Below are 14,131 nucleotides of genomic sequence, written 5' to 3' on the forward strand. Positions count from 1 at the left end.
GCAGGAGCATTTGGCCGCGATCCGATAACGAAAGGGGTTGCTGGACCGTCCTAACACTTCCACCTTTCTGGAAATCCCGAAGATACGGCGGCCGGCAGCCGGGCGCGGTGGCTTCAGGATGATTTAATACGAAAGGGAGCAAGTCTCCCGAAAGGCCTGGAGGTATCTCGATCCTGATGGTTTCGTCGCGTAGATTTATGGTTTTGCTGGCCACTGTTCTTTCCGCCAGCCTTGGTTTGAATGCTTCTCAACTGCAGGCTCAGGCCAGCAGCAGCTCTCAGCCCGAATCACAAGCACAACAAGCTCCGGAAGCGCCCGCGCCGCAGACCTCCGGAGCACTGACCGTACAGGCCAGGCTTAAGGCCCGGCGTGAAAAACGGCGCGCAGCGGCGCTGCAGGATGTATATACGCATCTGTATGAAGCGTATGTAGGATCTGGCTATATGCGGTTTACGCCCGGCGACCAGCTGCAAAGGGCGAACGAGTATGCGTGGAATGTGGGTGTAACTCGTTATTACAGCGAGCGCCTGGGCGTGACGGTAGATGGCCGCGGATTTTACGGATCGGCTTATATTGGTCCGAACCAGGAAAGCAATACCGCTGTCTACAAGCCGGCAGTCAGCCAGTACATGGTGATGGGCGGACCAACATACCGGTTTCTGCTGGAGCCGAAATATTCGGTGTCTGGCCGTGTGATGGCGGGTGGTGCTTGGATGAACTCCTCCGGCGATCTAGGGTCTTTCACCTCGGCTGAGCTGGGGCTTTACCCGAATGGCGGGGCAGTAGCGGTGAATGTGGCGGCTCCGGTGGAGTATAACTTTAGTCCCGGAGTAGGTTTTCGTGTTTCGCCGGAGTACACGATGACCAATTTCGGTTCCTCTATCCAGAACAACCTCGGATTTACCGCCAGCGTTGTGGTGCGTTGGGGTAAGCAGTAACGGCAGCACCGGTCGATTCAGGCAAAAAGGCACGGACTTGAGTCCGCGCCTTTTCTTTTGGGCCTGATTACTGTTGCAGGATGGGGACTCCGCCGAGATCCTCCGCGATGCGATGCTGCCACTCGGCAGGGCCTGTGTTGTGGACGCTGGTGCCCTTCGAGTCAACGGCTACTGTCACGGGCATGTCTTTTACATCGAACTCGTAGATAGCTTCCATGCCGAGATCTTCGAAGGCGAGAAGCCGCGAGCCATGGATGGCCTTGGAGACAAGATATGCCGCGCCTCCGACGGCCATGAGGTACACGGCTCCAAACTCCTTGATAGCCTCGATGGCAACAGGGCCGCGCTCGGCTTTGCCGACCATGCCGAGCAGGCCGGTTTCCGCGAGCATCTGGCGGGTGAACTTGTCCATGCGTGTCGCAGTAGTGGGGCCGGCTGGGCCGACGACCTCTTCGCGGACGGGATCGACGGGCCCGACGTAGTAGATGAAGCGGTTGGTGAAGTCGACGGGGAGCTTTTCGCCGCGGCTGAGCATGTCTGTCATGCGCTTATGCGCGGCATCGCGGCCGGTGAGAAGCTTGCCGGTCAGCAGCAGAACCTGGCCGGGCTTCCAGGATGCTGCTTCTTCGCGGGTGACGGTGTCAAGATTGACGGGTGATGCAGTCGAGACGTCGTACGTGAGCTGCGGCCAGTCTTTTTCCGAAGGCGGATCGAGGAAGACTGGACCGGAACCATCGAGAACGATGTGCGCGTGGCGCGTGGCAGCGCAGTTGGGGATCATAGCGATAGGCAGGTTGGCAGCATGGCAGGGAGTGTCGAGGACTTTCACGTCGAGCACGGTGGTGAGTCCGCCAAGGCCTTGTGCACCAATGCCGAGGCGATTAACTTTGTCGTACAGCTCGATACGGAGTTTTTCTGCTGTGGTTTTGGGGCCACGAGCAATGAGGTCCTGAATATCGATCGGGTCCATTAAGGATTGCTTGGCTAGAAGCATGGCTTTTTCAGCGGTGCCCCCGATGCCGATACCAAGCATGCCGGGCGGACACCAGCCCGCACCCATGGTAGGAACTGTTTTCAGTACCCATTCGACGACCGAATCGGACGGGTTGAGCATCGCGAATTTGCTCTTGGCTTCTGAGCCGCCGCCTTTCGCGGCCACGGTGACTTCGACCGTATTGCCGCGAACGAGCTCCACGTTGACGACTGCGGGAGTGTTGTCCTTGGTGTTCTTGCGGGCTCCAGCGGGGTCGGCGAGGATAGATCCACGCAGCTTGTTATCCGGGTCGAGATAGGCGCGGCGGACGGCGGCATCGACCATCTGCTGCAGATCGAGTGGAGTTTCGCCAGCGGCGGCTTCGAAGCGAACATCCATGCCCAGTTTCACAAAGGCATTGACAATGCCAGTGTCCTGGCAGATGGGTCGATGACCCTCGAAGCACATGCGGCTGTTAATGAGGATCTGCGCCATTGCGTCTTTAGCGGCATGAGACTGTTCACGCTCGTAAGCGGCGGCGAGGCTAGTGATGTAGTCGGTGGGATGGTAATAGCTGATGTACTGCAATGCGCCGGCAACGCTGGCGATGAAGTCTTCCTGCTTGATAATGGTCATGACAAAGGGACTCCAGAGAGGTCAACCTACTAGGGTAACGGACGAGGGCTCCATTGTTCCTCTCCGTCGCACTCTTCGAGGGCGCCGCAGGACTTTCCGAGAAGGATGAGTGTCCGGTCTTTGGTCAGCAGATCGAGCCAAACCTCGCGCGGAACTGCGGGATAGCGTAGTTCCGCGAAGCCGAGCCACGCATCGCGGTATCGAAGCCAAGCGCGTTCGGCCGCACGGATGCCCTCTGGTTGGATTGCGCCGTATTCGTCCTTATGGTCTTCGGCCTCCTGGAGCATCTTGCGATAGGCGCGGTTGAGCTCTGCGTCGGCCTGTGCAGCAGTGATGGCCGTGGCATGAGGCGGTTTTCCAGCTTCGAAGGACTGAATCGCTGCGAGGATGTCGTCCTTGAGGCTCGATTCAGCATCGATTTGGAACATGGCTCGGGCTGTGCCGGAGAGATCGATTTCGCCTCTGGCGTGAGCTTCGGCGTACTCAGCCTCAAGCGAAAGCATGTGTTCGAAGGCAGCTTGTTGCGGCTGCGACCAGCTTCGGGAAAGCTGGGCAAACTTGGAACTACGCATCTGACCATCTATCTCTTCGGAGCGGGCTGTACAAAATCCCATCATGAATCCGCTGGTTATGTCATTGCAGAAGTCGAACTTGGCTGCCTTTGGATCCGGATGGTCCTGTCTTTTCTGCAGATCATCGAGGCGGATTTTGATCTCTGCCGGTGCGCCCCCTGCTTCGCATGCCATGCGAAGAGCGAGCGGGAAATTCTGCTGAACGCCTTCACCGTTGGCATAGAGGACGGTCAGCATTGCCGACCCTCCGAAGACGGCAGCGATCCCATTTCGAGGCTGAAGATCGGCCAATTGAGCGGCGCGTTCCTGCCAGGCGCAGGCACGGGCGCCAGCATAATCGATGGGGTGTCCGATGCCGGCGTAGGACTTGTAGGATTCGCAGGCGGGATATTCCGAGGGTTTTGCTACGGCCGCCTCAGAAGGAAGCGGAACAGTGGCGAATTCCTTGCATTGGTCAGAGGGAGCGTCCTGAGCATGAATGGGAAGTGCGGCGGCGAGAAGAAGGAAAAGCGCTCGCATGAAGAACCTCCGACGGCGTAAGTATTGCAGGGCTAGCTGGCGGGGCGCAGGTCGGTGTGGATGAAGTCGTTGCCTTTGAAGAGCAGCGGCTCACGTTTTTCTCGAGCGAGAGCGTAAGCGAAGCAGTCGCCAAAGTTGAGGTTGGCCGGGTGACCGCTGCCGCGACCGTAGTCGCGGTAGGCCTGGCGGGCGGTGCGCGCCTGGCTGCTGGTGACGGGTTCAATTTCAATGTCGAGATCCTGGATAAGGTCGTCCAAACCTAAGCTGAGGACCGGATCACGGTACTTATCAATGACGATGCAGGTCTCAAAGTATGTTACGGCTGAGAGGCTAAGTGCGGATGCTTCGCTCATTGCCCGCGCAAGTACGGGACCATCTGGTTCGCTGGTGATGATGGCAACCAGTGCTGAAGAATCGATAATCATTTCGGCAATCCATGTTCGTCGTAAAGCAGTTCATCAATCTGCCAGGAGTGAATTGGGTGTGGCACTCTGCGCGCGAATTCACCTGCGTAAGCCATGAGGCGCTCGTAACGAGCTTCCGGTGCGGAAGCTTGGGACGCTGCGGCTTTCTCTTCTGCCAGTTTGTCCTCAACTGCCAGAGTGATGGCGGAGACGAGGCTGATGCCTTTCTTTGTTGCCAGCTCTCGAATTAATTCGACTGTATGAGGATTCTTGATGTTCAGGCTACCCATAATCTACCTTTCTACCTATCTAATATATTATTATACCTTTTCGTGAAAAATACTTAAACCTTGTGTAAGGGCAACTTTGCAGCTTGGCCTAAGCTAGAAGAATGGGCGATGTAATTCTGGAGGCAAGTCTGCAGGCGACCGGTCAGGCGGCTGGCGAAGTTCGTTACGACGTACTGGTGATTGGCGCCGGACCGACGGGATTGGCTTGCGCGATCGATGCGCAGGAGGCAGGTTTTCGGGTAGTGCTGGTGGATAAGGGCTGTCTGTGCAACTCGCTCTTTCACTATCCGGCCCACATGACCTTCTTTACGACTTCGGAATTGCTGGAGATTGGAAATATCCCGTTTCCAAGCCCGAATCCGAAACCGACTCGCGTTGAGGCACTCGAGTATTACCGCAAAGTGGCGACTTATTACCGATTGGATGTGAGACAGTATCAGAATGTGGAGCAGGTGGCGGGGGCTGACGGAGCCTTTCAGGTGCTGCTGCGTGATCGATTTGGCCGGGAAAGCGTTCTAAAGGCCGCGAAGCTGATCGTGGCGACTGGCTATTACGATCTGCCCAATTATCTCGGAATTCCCGGAGAGGATCTCTCTAAGGTCAAGCATTACTACGACGATCCGCATCCATATTCAGGGTTGGACGTGCTGATAATTGGCGGGAAGAACTCGGCGGCTATCGCCGCTCTGGAACTTTGGCGCCACGGCGCGCGCGTGACGCTGGTGCATCGGGGGCCCGATATCCATCGCCATGTGAAGTACTGGATCAAGCCGGATATCGAAAACCGCATCAAAGCAGGAGAGATCGGGGCTTACTTCAATTCGAGCGTTGCGGAAATTACCTTGGACACCGTGCAGCTGGAGACTTCACATGGCAAAGTCAGTCTAAAGAATGATTTTGTCTTTGCCTTGACGGGGTATCATCCGGATTTTGAATTTCTCGCGAGTCTCGGTGTCCGGTCTGAGGGGGCAGACCGGTTGCCGATATGCGATCCGGAGACGCTGGAGAGTAATGTTCCAGGGATATATTTGGCCGGCGTAATTGTCGCCGGGGCGCGCACCAATGAAATCTTCATAGAAAACGGCAGATTTCATGGACGCCAGATTGCGAAGAGCCTGGTTGCGAAGCGGTAATAGCAGGGCCCGATCGCCGCGGAATTGTGCTGCGGCGTGGAGCTCCACGGAGTAATTGCAACGATGATAGTTCGGGCATGGCCTCGATCAATCCGAATGCAGATGCTCTGCGGACTTGCGCTTCTGGAAGTTCTGTCACTACTGCTTTTTGCAGGAATTCTGGTGCAGCAGCAGCGCGGTGAGATTCACCTGCGCGCTGTCGTGCGACTTGAGCACCAGGCTGCGTCGATGGCAGTGCAGGCTAAGGAAGCATTACAGCGAAATCGACCCGATGAAATAAGCCTCTCGGTTCGCATGATGGGACTTGGCCCGAGTGTCAATAAGGTGCGGGTAACCGATCAAAAGGGACAGCTTCTTTTTGTCAACGAAGGAGATCCGGCTGACGCCAAACTTACTCTTGTCGAGCACCAGCAAATATCCAAGATCAAAGGCGGCGATGCTATTTTCTTTGCGGCTGAGCACGGGCTGTGGGAGGGTGTAGCGCCGATCACTACGCAGGGCAAGATCTACGGGTATGCCTGGATTACATCGGACAAAGGCTGGGATAACCAGCAGCTCTACTCGATCCTCAAATCGACCATTATTTTCGGTATTATCTGGATTCTTGCTTCGCTGCTTCTTGCAGGTCTTTTAGCTCGCTCGATCACTCGGCCACTGGCGTTATTGCATCGAGGAACAAAAGCTCTGATGCACTCGATCGAGGGAGAAGCGCAGTTTCCTCTGCCGATCACAGTAAAGAACGAATTTGGCGATCTGATCGAGGCGTTCAACCGCATGGTGGCGTCGATTGAGGAACAGCGTTCCGGCTTGAGCGACACGCTTTCTCTGCTGGACTCGATGCTGGCGTATGCTCCGATTGGCCTTGCATTTTTTGATCGCCGCTGCCGATTTGTGCGCGTAAACCGCATCTTTGCGGACGCGACCGGGATTCCGCTGAGCCGGCATCTGGGCCGGACTTTGACCGAGGTTATTCCAGCGCAGGTTGCGCAGTTTCTGGAGCAGACGATCGAGGAGGTCTTCGAATCCGATACGCCGGTTCGCGATCTGGAAGTTACGGGACAGATGGAGCCGGGAGGACGCGCGTGGACATGGATTGCAAGCGCCTACCCAATCCACACGACTCCTGAATCAGTGCGATGGGTAGGACTGATTGTTCTTGACGCGAGCGACCGTAAGCGCAGTGAAGAGGCGTTGCGAAAGACGGAGAAGCTGGCGGCGACCGGCAGGCTCGCGGCTTCGATTGCCCATGAAATCAACAATCCATTGGAGGCGATTACCAATCTGCTTTATCTGTTAAGCACGCACCCGGAACTGGATGATACTGCGCGCTCTTATGTCGATATGGCAGTTCATGAACTTAGACGCATCTCGGAGATTACGCAGCAGACACTGCGTTTTTACAGGCAATCCACATTGCCTGCGAACGCGAGCTGCGCGGAACTGCTCGATTCGGTGCTGAGCCTGCATCAGGTAAGATTGCGCAATCGCGGGATCCAGGTGGAGAAAAAATACGACCCCGATACAGAACTATACTGCTTTGCCGGCGAACTGAGGCAGGTGTTTGCCAACCTGATCGGAAACGCGATCGATGCGATGCAGGAGGGCGGAAGACTCGCTCTGAGAGCGAGGCGTTCGCGCGAATGGAAAGGCGCTGGGAGAAGCGGAATACGCATCCAGGTTGCGGACACAGGTGAGGGCATGATGCCCGAGGTGCAACTGCACATCTTCGAGCCATTTTTCACTACGAAGGAAGCGATCGGTACTGGGCTGGGGCTTTGGGTAAGTTCAGAGATAGTTGCGAAGCACAAGGGGACTATTCGAGTGCGAAGCCGTGCGGCGAGACTTGGCGGGGGACATGGGACGATCTTTGAGCTCTTCTTTCCGCATGAGACAGAACTGCCGACCAGTCCAGAAGCGGAACCGCGGCATGTCGTTGCTTCGGAAGGCGTGTCCGTTCATGATTGATCTGAAAGAATTCAAGGTCGGCTGAGCGAATCCAGCCAAGACGCCATCTCTTCATGGCCTCGTTGCTGCGCGTAGGAAGCTGCTGTCTGGCCGAAATCATTGTGCAACGATGGATCGGCTCCCCGCTCGATCAAAATTTGAGCCAGATCGCGCCTGTTTGCCGCGGCTGCTGAGAACAATGCGGTGAATCCACCCGCTTGACGGGCGTTTGGGTCGGCCCCCGCATCGAGCAGATGCAGGACGATCTGCGCGTTGCGGCTCAATGCAAGCGCTGCGTGCAACGGTTGGTTTGCCTGTGGATTGCGTGCGACAGCGCTCACGGGCGCAGCATGTTCGATCAGAAACTGGACAGCTTCAGGAGTAGCAAAGGCTGCGGCGAGATGCAGGGCGGTCCAGCCGTCGCCAGTGTGGGCAGCGACAAGCTCAGGCGTCGCCTCAGACGATTGTTTAAGCGCGGGCAGATCGCCGAGAGCAGCGGCTTCAAAAAGATCCAGAGGTTCGCCCACGCGAGCCCGTTCCGCTTTGAAGAAGTCAACAATCAGGGGTTGGCCGCTATATACAGCCCACATCAGTGCAGACACACCCTGAGGGTCACGCCAGAGAAGCAGCGCAGGGTCAGCGTTCACAGAGTCGGCGACCTCAGCAGTCTGGCCGCCCTGGATCAACTTCAGAAAATGTTGGCTCAATGTGGCTCCTGTGCGGTATAAGGCCCTGGCTTTATGGGCTCAGCAGGCTTCGCCTCCCCGGCGGAATCGCCAGATGTGCCCGAGGTGCGCTTGGAATAGATGCGGAAGACAACGGCCAGATCGAGAGCTTCCGGGACAGATTTGCCGCTTTTTTGGGCCGGCGTGAAGGCAGCTTTTCGTATGGCCGCGACAGCATTTTCATCGAGGCCGAAACCGATGGGGCGCTCGACGGCAATCTCTCCCGGCTGTCCGTCAGCGCCGACAACCACACGATACAAAGCCTGGCCTGCAATGCCATTTGCCTGCGCAAATTCATTTGAATCGGGCGCGACGACGGTTGTCAGTTTAGCTTGCTGGTCAACCGCGTTTGAGCGCAGCACATTTGGATCGCTCGGACGGTAGTCGACACGCGCAGCCTGCGCTTTGAAGTAGAGTTGCCAGAAGTCCGGCATGTGCCCCTTCACATCATCGTCGAGGTTTGAGGCCAAGACATGGCTGAGAGCATCCCGCAGAACCTGCGCTGCGTGCGCCGGCGAAGTCGTTCTGGTTTGTGAGTTAGGATCGGCTGCCTGCTCGTCCTTTCCTGCTTCTGTATCCGCGTCAGGCTTGGCCTGAGCTGCATTTGCCTCGGACGTAGCCGGAGAAGTGTTTGCAGAGGATGGCTGTGCAGCGGTAACAACGTCGGTTTCGGACGAAGCGACAGGAAGCGCATTGGGTTGTTGGGCTGCTTCTTGCCTGTTCTTGCCACCCTTGGCTACTTTCTCCTTCTTTGCTTTCACTACCAGCTCCCGATCGATCGTGATCTTGAGCACTTTCTTTTTAGGAGTAATCTTTACGCGATCGACCGCACTCGACGGATCTTCGTTGGGGAGCGCACCGAGGAAGTGCAGGCCGTAGCGGGCGCCAGTGAGCTCGACTTTATGCTTGGTAAGACGGACTTTGTCGATCTCAATGGCGCTTAGCGTGAACGAGCCGACTGCGGGATGTCCGAGGGCGACGCCGTGCTCATTAAAGCTCAACGAATCGCCGAGATAAGCGCCGCGCAGGAATAGCTGCTTGCCGACGAGCATCTGCTTCAGCTGGTCCTCGGTAGTTTCACCGCTTTTCTGGTCTTTGCCATTTTCGTCTGCCGCAACCGAAGCAGTCGCGGAAGTGAGTACCGCGCCGGACGGTGGTTCTGGAGTGGCAGTGGAGTACAAGGCGTTCGCCGCGATGATGGAGAATGCCGCGAGCGCAAGGGGCAGGCGAAGACGCCGCGAATGATGGCGTGATGCGGGTTTCATAGTAGCTTTTGTTCGAAACAGGACAGAGGAAAAATCGTTCACGGCCATGCCTCAAAACTCTAGCAGGATTCGCCGGAAATCCAGAGAATCTTTCTTAAACATTGCTGCGATTACGCCGTAACTGCCAGAGAATACGGCGAAAGAAACCCATCATGCGGCGCACATCCGCATCGCCTGGCATCATGCGGCGCAGCAATATGCGCAGTGCCGATCCATTGGCAGAGCGAAGGCCGCGGGTCGAATAATTCACCGCTTCCATCGTTTCTTCAATCAACCCGGCAAGGCGGTCGAGCTGCTCTGTATCGGGCTGTGGTGTGGCAGTGCCGGAGCTGAAAGCGGGAACTGCTTCGTTTGTGTGAGGTATGCGGGAAATTTCGTAAAGGCAGACGGCGACCGCCTGGCCAAGATTCATGGATGGCTGCTCGTCGTGTGTTTCGATAACGGTGAGCGCATGGCACCAAGTAAGGTCATCTGAAGTAAGACCATGTTTTTCTGAGCCAAAAATCAACGCGACATGCGGCTTGGATGAGCGTGTGAGAGCGTCTGTTGCGGTAGCCATCTCCAGTGTCTGGCGAATCCATGTCGCGGCGACGGGAAGCGTCTCGATGCGTTGCACCGGCTTGCGCTTGTCGAGCGAGCCTGTGCCGAGGACCAGCGTGCAATGTGCGACCGCTTCGGCAAGAGTTGCATAGACTTTGGCGTGACGCAGCAGTTCAGGCGCGCCGACTGCGGACTTTGCCTCCATCCAGTTCTCGGCATAGGGAGCAACGATGCTCAGGCGCGAGAAGCCGAAGTTCGCCATGGCCCGCGCAGCCGCGCCGATGTTAAGCGGATTGCGTGGGGAAACGAGGACCACGTCGAGATGGGCGCGTTGTTCCGGTGTGAGCAATTTCTTATTGTAGTTTGCCTTACAAGCGAAACGCTGAAAACTGCTGCTATGCTTTGAGGCGCATGCCTGCACGGAAAGGGGTGACATGGTAGAGATATTGCTGAATGCAGCGAAGCTCGCGTTTTCGGAAGACGCACGAAAGAGCGTTTCCGCGCTGGTAGATTTCATTCGTCACACTCCTCAGTGGCAGAGTGATATCTGCGAGCTTGAGGCTAAGGTTGATCTGGCTCATCGCGAGGTTGCGGTGCTGTTACAGAGCCTGGCAGAGGCCAAGCTGCAGAACCTGAACTTCCCTCCCGATGCGGTTGCTGCGTTTCGGCTTACGGCTCATGAGTTGACAACCAATGCTTTTGAGAATGGTTGTGAAAACGAGCAGGCGATTTCGATTGCTCTTTCCACGTCGCCGGGCTTTGTGGCTGTGCGCGTAGAGAATGCGCGGGGGTATGACTTCGATCTGACGCGTCAACTGGAACAAAGCCGCGTGAGCCTAATGCAGAATCCCAGGAGTACGCGAGGACGAGGGCTGATGACTGTTGCCGAAGCCGCCGATACGCTGGAACAGGCAGGCGATCGCGGGGTAAAGGCAGTGATCTATCGCGAGCGTGTTCAGTTCGAGCGGCTCAATGCTCAGAACCCGGCAATCTTCAAGCTGCTCGATGGCATGTACAACCCGTCGTTGAGCCGGCGTATCGTGGCGCTGCTTGAGCCAGCGCTTGCAAAGTCCGATGTGATTCTCGATCTGAGCATATTTCCATCCAGTCCGTCCGTGGCATACACAATGACACTGCAGCTTGATGAGCTCGCCAGGAGCCACGGACACAGGTTTGTTCTGCTGCTGAATTCTGGAGCGGCTATTACCGCTTCGCCCTTTGCATTGGCGGGTTTGACGGTGGTGCATGACTGGCTCGAAGCGGCAGAAGCGCTCAAGTCAGGGAGCTAACTCTTTCTGCACATGCAGGCTTGCCCTTGCACCGTCTGCGACAATGAATCCTGAGAGTTAGGTATGTGGGAAGAGATTACAGAACCGGCGCAGACCGTACCACAGGCTATACAGACGACGCGTTCGGTCGTATGGACTGAGGAATTGCTTGCGCAGGCTGATTTGCTGTGCGCTGCGGCGCGTGAATGTTCGCGCAGGGGCTGGGTGCCGGCGACTTCGGGCAACTTCAGTTTTCGCGATGCCGAGACTGGTCGCATTTTTATCAGTGCAAGTGGATTCGACAAAGGCTTAATAACGCCGAATGATTTGCTCGAGATCGACGTTGCTTGCCGTGTACTAGCGGCGCCTGCTGATCCAGGCAAAGGCAAGCCCTCAGCTGAGACGAAGCTGCATGGTGTCATCTATCGCGATCGGCCGCAGACGGGCGCGATCTTTCACGTTCACACTATCTGGAATACGCTGCTGTCGGATCGCTATGCCGCGCAGGGCGCGGTTCCGCTGGAAAACTATGAACTGCTAAAAGCGCTATCGGGCGTGACCACGCATGAGCATCGCGAGCAGGTGCCAATCCTCGAAAATTCGCAGGAATACAACGGCCTATCGAAAGAGCTGGCTGCAGCGCTTGCCAACTATCCTGGAGCGCATGGGGTGTTGCTGCGCAGGCATGGGCTCTATACTTGGGGGGAATCGATTGCTGGTGCGCGGCGGCATCTGGAAGCGCTGGAATTTTTGTTCGAAGTGGAGTGGCGCAGGCTTGGTTCTGCATCCTGATCGGTGATGGTTCGCGTTGAACAGGCGCGACTCGCAGGAGGTTCGCGATGGCTGTGGTTCGGATTTCGAAAGAAGAAAAGACACTGCACGACGAGCTCTCAATTCGTGCCGAGCTGGCGCCTTTGCATGTCGAATATGAGCGATGGGATCTTTCGCGCGTCTCCCAGGATGCATCTGCAGACGAAGTGCTTGCCGCCTACGCCGCGGAGATTGACGAGATGAAGCGCATTGGCGGATACACGACAGCGGATGTGATCGATGTGAACCCCGCAACGCCGAATCTCGAAACCATGCTGGCTAGGTTTGACAAAGAGCATACGCACTCGGAGGATGAAGTGCGATTCATCCTTGCCGGGCGTGGGATTTTCTTCCTGCGTGATGCTGAGAAGGTAATCTCCGTCGAGGTCGGTCCGGGCGATATGCTGCGTGTGCCTCGGGGAACGACGCACTGGTTTACATTGTGCGAAGACCGGCGAATCCGCGCAATCCGATGGTTTCAGGACACGACGGGATGGACGCCGCACTATACGAATTCCGGCGTTGACGCGGAGTACCAACCGTTGTGCTTTGGGCCCGCCTACCTTGGTGAGCGTGTAGAAAGTTCCATCGGAATTTGAGCCCACGATGAGCCAGACAGGAGCGCAGCCCAAGCTATATCTGCTCGATGTAGAGGGAACAACCTCGCCGATCTCACTCGTTTCGGAGCAATTATTTCCCTATGCGCGCAAGCATCTCGCGGCGTATCTGCGAGCGCATGACAACGATGCTGCAGTGGCAGCCGATCTGGAATTGCTAGGGCAGGAGAATAGTTCCGAAACAGATGATTCGCGTCCAGCGATAACCGGAGGCAGCCTTGAGGATGCCATTGCCTATTTGCTCTGGCTGATGGATCGTGACCGCAAATCAACTGCGCTGAAGAGCCTGCAAGGGAAGATATGGAAGGCTGGCTTCGAAGCAGGCGAACTCGTGGGCACTGTGTTTCCCGATGTGCCCGAAGCGATGATGCGCTGGAGCAGTCATGGCAAAGTGTCGATCTATTCGTCTGGCAGTGTGGAAGCGCAGAAGCTGCTGTTTCGTTATTCAAGTGTTGGCGATCTGACTCCACTTATTTCAGCCAACTTCGACACTCGGATCGGTCCGAAGATTGCCGCGGCTAGCTACAAAACCATCGCCTCCGCAATGGGCATAGAGCTTTCCGGGATATTGTTTTTCTCCGATGTGGTACGAGAGCTGGATGCAGCGCGTGAAGCCGGATGCGCCACGAGGCTCGTAATTCGCGAAGGAAACGCCTGGGTAGCCGATGCAAATGGACACACCTCAGTTCGCTCATTTGCCGAACTCAGCTAATCTGCGCATTGTCTGTCGACTGAGCGGGCCATGTTTTATGAGTGCTTTGAACACGAGCGCTGGTTGGCCTTCCTGAACCTCTGATCGGATGGATTCATAAGAATCTCTATGTGCCTCAGAGACATCTGAGCTGTAAGCTTGTGGCGAGCGCGGACAGGTGTGCGAAGTGATCCTCGTATTTGACAATCCGGCAGCGGGAGTTCTGCATCAGCTGCAGTCCACGCCCTTCGTGCGCTTCTCGCTGCTGGCTGTGAGTTCTATCTTTTTTCTGGTCGATCCCTTTGCAGCCATTCCAACATTCCTGGCAATCACGCGAACCTGTGATGCCAAGCGGCGACAGGGAACTGCGCGCAAAGGAGCACTCACTTGCTTCATCGTGCTGACCTCCTTCGCGTTTGCGGGGCGGTTCATCTTTCGCATGTTCGGAATTACGCTGCCTGCTTTTGAGATCGCCGGCGGTCTTATCCTGTTGCTAATTGGTTTGGACATGCTGGAAGCCCGTCGCTCAGCCACACAGGAGACTACGGGAGAAGCAGAGGAAGCTGCCGCTAAGGAGTGCGCAGGAGAAGAAGCGGGCATCGTGCCGCTGGGAATTCCAATGCTGGCAGGCCCCGGAGCGATCTCATCCGTAATGGTGTTGGTGGGGCAAGTGACAACGACCTGGCAGATGGCGGCGATCATTGGCTGTATCGCGTTCACGGCACTGGTGAGCTACTGGGTGCTGGCCGGGGCAAGCAGTGTGCGCAAGGTTCTGGGCGAAACAGGAATACGCATTCTCGTTCGCA

General features: G+C 56.6%; 15 protein-coding genes (1 of these 15 running past the window's edge). 8 read left to right on the top strand and 7 right to left on the bottom strand.

All coding sequences use genetic code 11. The annotated features are described in order from the left end of the window. The first annotated feature begins 176 nt into the window (after positions 1 to 176). Complete coding sequence (locus tag OHL22_RS23565) at positions 177 to 938, top strand: hypothetical protein (protein ID WP_263342265.1); 762 nt, start codon at positions 177 to 179, stop codon at positions 936 to 938. 67 nt (positions 939 to 1,005) lie between these two features. Here OHL22_RS23565 and OHL22_RS23570 read toward each other — a convergent pair whose 3' ends face one another. Genes OHL22_RS23570 through OHL22_RS23585 form a run of 4 tightly spaced genes read right to left on the bottom strand, consistent with a single transcriptional unit; the run spans position 1,006 to position 4,332 of the window. Beyond that, entirely contained in the window at positions 1,006 to 2,547 is a 1,542-nt protein-coding gene (locus OHL22_RS23570; protein ID WP_263342266.1) for a fumarate hydratase, read from the bottom strand. 29 nt (positions 2,548 to 2,576) lie between these two features. Then, complete coding sequence (locus OHL22_RS23575) at positions 2,577 to 3,638, bottom strand: lysozyme inhibitor LprI family protein (RefSeq protein ID WP_263342267.1); 1,062 nt, start codon at positions 3,636 to 3,638, stop codon at positions 2,577 to 2,579. Positions 3,639 to 3,670: 32 nt separating this feature from the next. After that, positions 3,671 to 4,063, bottom strand: coding sequence for a type II toxin-antitoxin system VapC family toxin (locus tag OHL22_RS23580; RefSeq protein WP_263342268.1), 393 nt, complete (start codon positions 4,061 to 4,063; stop codon positions 3,671 to 3,673). Beyond that, positions 4,060 to 4,332 carry a type II toxin-antitoxin system VapB family antitoxin gene (locus OHL22_RS23585; RefSeq protein ID WP_263342269.1) on the bottom strand — a complete coding sequence of 91 codons (273 nt, stop codon included), beginning with the start codon at positions 4,330 to 4,332 and terminating at the stop codon, positions 4,060 to 4,062. The genes OHL22_RS23580 and OHL22_RS23585 overlap by 4 nt, the downstream gene beginning before the upstream one ends. A 101-nt stretch (positions 4,333 to 4,433) precedes the next feature. Between OHL22_RS23585 and OHL22_RS23590 the strand changes: the two genes are divergently transcribed. Both OHL22_RS23590 and OHL22_RS23595 read left to right on the top strand, forming a co-directional pair. Beyond that, a complete protein-coding gene (locus OHL22_RS23590) occupies positions 4,434 to 5,465 on the top strand; it encodes a YpdA family putative bacillithiol disulfide reductase (RefSeq protein WP_263342270.1) in 1,032 nt (343 codons plus the stop codon). Between the two features lie 96 nt (positions 5,466 to 5,561). Further along, complete coding sequence (locus OHL22_RS23595; protein WP_263342272.1) at positions 5,562 to 7,430, top strand: sensor histidine kinase; 1,869 nt, start codon at positions 5,562 to 5,564, stop codon at positions 7,428 to 7,430. A gap of 11 nt (positions 7,431 to 7,441) precedes the next feature. Here the strand turns inward: OHL22_RS23595 and OHL22_RS23600 are convergent, their stop codons facing one another. The 3 genes from OHL22_RS23600 to OHL22_RS23610 form a co-directional block, all read right to left on the bottom strand. Beyond that, complete coding sequence (locus OHL22_RS23600; RefSeq protein WP_263342273.1) at positions 7,442 to 8,116, bottom strand: ankyrin repeat domain-containing protein; 675 nt, start codon at positions 8,114 to 8,116, stop codon at positions 7,442 to 7,444. Further along, complete coding sequence (locus OHL22_RS23605) at positions 8,113 to 9,399, bottom strand: energy transducer TonB (protein ID WP_263342274.1); 1,287 nt, start codon at positions 9,397 to 9,399, stop codon at positions 8,113 to 8,115. Before OHL22_RS23605 ends, OHL22_RS23600 begins: the two co-directional genes overlap by 4 nt. A 94-nt stretch (positions 9,400 to 9,493) precedes the next feature. Then, positions 9,494 to 10,375: an RNA methyltransferase gene (locus OHL22_RS23610; RefSeq protein WP_263342275.1), complete on the bottom strand. Its 882-nt coding sequence runs from the start codon at positions 10,373 to 10,375 to the stop codon at positions 9,494 to 9,496. Here OHL22_RS23610 and OHL22_RS23615 point away from each other — a divergent pair. The 5 genes from OHL22_RS23615 to OHL22_RS23635 all read left to right on the top strand — a co-directional run. Next, complete coding sequence (locus OHL22_RS23615) at positions 10,374 to 11,228, top strand: ATP-binding protein (RefSeq protein ID WP_263342276.1); 855 nt, start codon at positions 10,374 to 10,376, stop codon at positions 11,226 to 11,228. The two genes, OHL22_RS23610 and OHL22_RS23615, sit on opposite strands and share 2 nt — an antisense overlap. Positions 11,229 to 11,291: 63 nt before the next feature. Continuing rightward, on the top strand, positions 11,292 to 11,999 hold the full coding sequence (gene mtnB, locus OHL22_RS23620; RefSeq protein ID WP_263342277.1) for a methylthioribulose 1-phosphate dehydratase: 708 nt from the start codon (positions 11,292 to 11,294) through the stop codon (positions 11,997 to 11,999). 47 nt (positions 12,000 to 12,046) lie between these two features. Next, complete coding sequence (locus tag OHL22_RS23625; protein ID WP_263342278.1) at positions 12,047 to 12,616, top strand: 1,2-dihydroxy-3-keto-5-methylthiopentene dioxygenase; 570 nt, start codon at positions 12,047 to 12,049, stop codon at positions 12,614 to 12,616. A gap of 7 nt (positions 12,617 to 12,623) precedes the next feature. Further along, positions 12,624 to 13,346 (top strand): acireductone synthase, encoded by a 723-nt coding sequence (gene mtnC, locus OHL22_RS23630; RefSeq protein ID WP_263342279.1) that lies wholly within the window; start codon positions 12,624 to 12,626, stop codon positions 13,344 to 13,346. A gap of 166 nt (positions 13,347 to 13,512) precedes the next feature. Then, positions 13,513 to 14,131, top strand: partial view of a MarC family protein gene (locus tag OHL22_RS23635; protein WP_263342281.1) — the 5' portion only. Its footprint extends 92 nt past the window's final position; the window shows 619 of its 711 coding nt (coding positions 1–619); its start codon is at positions 13,513 to 13,515; its stop codon lies beyond the right edge, outside the window.

This window comes from Acidicapsa dinghuensis (assembly GCF_025685685.1).
GTDB classification, from domain to species: domain Bacteria; phylum Acidobacteriota; class Terriglobia; order Terriglobales; family Acidobacteriaceae; genus Acidicapsa; species Acidicapsa dinghuensis.

Bases quoted from the DNA above. Each gene is read 5' to 3' on its own strand.
- mtnC (WP_263342279.1), top strand. From the start codon at position 12,624: ATGAGCCAGACAGGAGCGCAGCCCAAGCTATATCTGCTCGATGTAGAG.
- OHL22_RS23570 (WP_263342266.1), bottom strand. From the start codon at position 2,547: ATGACCATTATCAAGCAGGAAGACTTCATCGCCAGCGTTGCCGGCGCA.
- OHL22_RS23625 (WP_263342278.1), top strand. From the start codon at position 12,047: ATGGCTGTGGTTCGGATTTCGAAAGAAGAAAAGACACTGCACGACGAG.
- OHL22_RS23575 (WP_263342267.1), bottom strand. From the start codon at position 3,638: ATGCGAGCGCTTTTCCTTCTTCTCGCCGCCGCACTTCCCATTCATGCT.
- OHL22_RS23585 (WP_263342269.1), bottom strand. From the start codon at position 4,332: ATGGGTAGCCTGAACATCAAGAATCCTCATACAGTCGAATTAATTCGA.
- OHL22_RS23595 (WP_263342272.1), top strand. From the start codon at position 5,562: ATGCAGATGCTCTGCGGACTTGCGCTTCTGGAAGTTCTGTCACTACTG.
- OHL22_RS23590 (WP_263342270.1), top strand. From the start codon at position 4,434: ATGGGCGATGTAATTCTGGAGGCAAGTCTGCAGGCGACCGGTCAGGCG.
- OHL22_RS23605 (WP_263342274.1), bottom strand. From the start codon at position 9,399: ATGAAACCCGCATCACGCCATCATTCGCGGCGTCTTCGCCTGCCCCTT.
- mtnB (WP_263342277.1), top strand. From the start codon at position 11,292: ATGTGGGAAGAGATTACAGAACCGGCGCAGACCGTACCACAGGCTATA.
- OHL22_RS23580 (WP_263342268.1), bottom strand. From the start codon at position 4,063: ATGATTATCGATTCTTCAGCACTGGTTGCCATCATCACCAGCGAACCA.
- OHL22_RS23610 (WP_263342275.1), bottom strand. From the start codon at position 10,375: ATGTCACCCCTTTCCGTGCAGGCATGCGCCTCAAAGCATAGCAGCAGT.
- OHL22_RS23615 (WP_263342276.1), top strand. From the start codon at position 10,374: ATGGTAGAGATATTGCTGAATGCAGCGAAGCTCGCGTTTTCGGAAGAC.
- OHL22_RS23565 (WP_263342265.1), top strand. From the start codon at position 177: ATGGTTTCGTCGCGTAGATTTATGGTTTTGCTGGCCACTGTTCTTTCC.